This is a genomic window from Rheinheimera mesophila, from assembly GCF_000986865.1.
GTDB classification, from domain to species: Bacteria; Pseudomonadota; Gammaproteobacteria; order Enterobacterales; family Alteromonadaceae; genus Pararheinheimera; species Pararheinheimera mesophila.
On the sequence record NZ_LAVS01000064.1, the window covers coordinates 1 to 846 of the forward strand.

1 rRNA gene is annotated in these 846 nt (G+C 48.7%); it reads left to right on the plus strand.

Annotated elements, in window-relative coordinates:
- A 23S ribosomal RNA gene (locus SD53_RS12555) occupies positions 1-846 on the plus strand; the annotation flags it as partial.

Genomic DNA, 846 nt, shown 5'->3' on the forward strand with positions numbered 1-846 from the left:
GAACCAGTACCGTGAGGGAAAGGTGAAAAGCACCCCGGAAGGGGAGTGAAATAGAACCTGAAACCGTGTGCTTACAAGTAGTCAGAGCCCGTTAATGGGTGATGGCGTGCCTTTTGTAGAATGAACCGGCGAGTTACGATTTGATGCAAGGTTAAGCAGTAAATGTGGAGCCGTAGCGAAAGCGAGTCTGAATAGGGCGTTTAGTATTTGGTCGTAGACCCGAAACCAGGTGATCTACCCTTGGTCAGGTTGAAGTTCAGGTAACACTGAATGGAGGACCGAACCGACTTACGTTGAAAAGTGAGCGGATGAACTGAGGGTAGCGGAGAAATTCCAATCGAACCTGGAGATAGCTGGTTCTCTCCGAAATAGCTTTAGGGCTAGCCTCAAGTGATGATTATTGGAGGTAGAGCACTGTTTGGACGAGGGGCCCCTCTCGGGTTACCGAATTCAGACAAACTCCGAATGCCAATTAATTTAACTTGGGAGTCAGAACATGGGTGATAAGGTCCGTGTTCGAAAGGGAAACAGCCCAGACCACCAGCTAAGGTCCCAAAATATATGTTAAGTGGAAAAGGATGTGGCGTTGCCCAGACAACTAGGATGTTGGCTTAGAAGCAGCCATCATTTAAAGAGTGCGTAATAGCTCACTAGTCGAGTGACACTGCGCCGAAAATGTACCGGGGCTAAACATATTACCGAAGCTGTGGATTGTCCTTTGGACAATGGTAGGAGAGCGTTCTAAGGGCGTTGAAGCATGATCGTAAGGACATGTGGAGCGCTTAGAAGTGAGAATGCCGGTGTGAGTAGCGAAAGACGGGTGAGAATCCCGTCCACCGATTGACT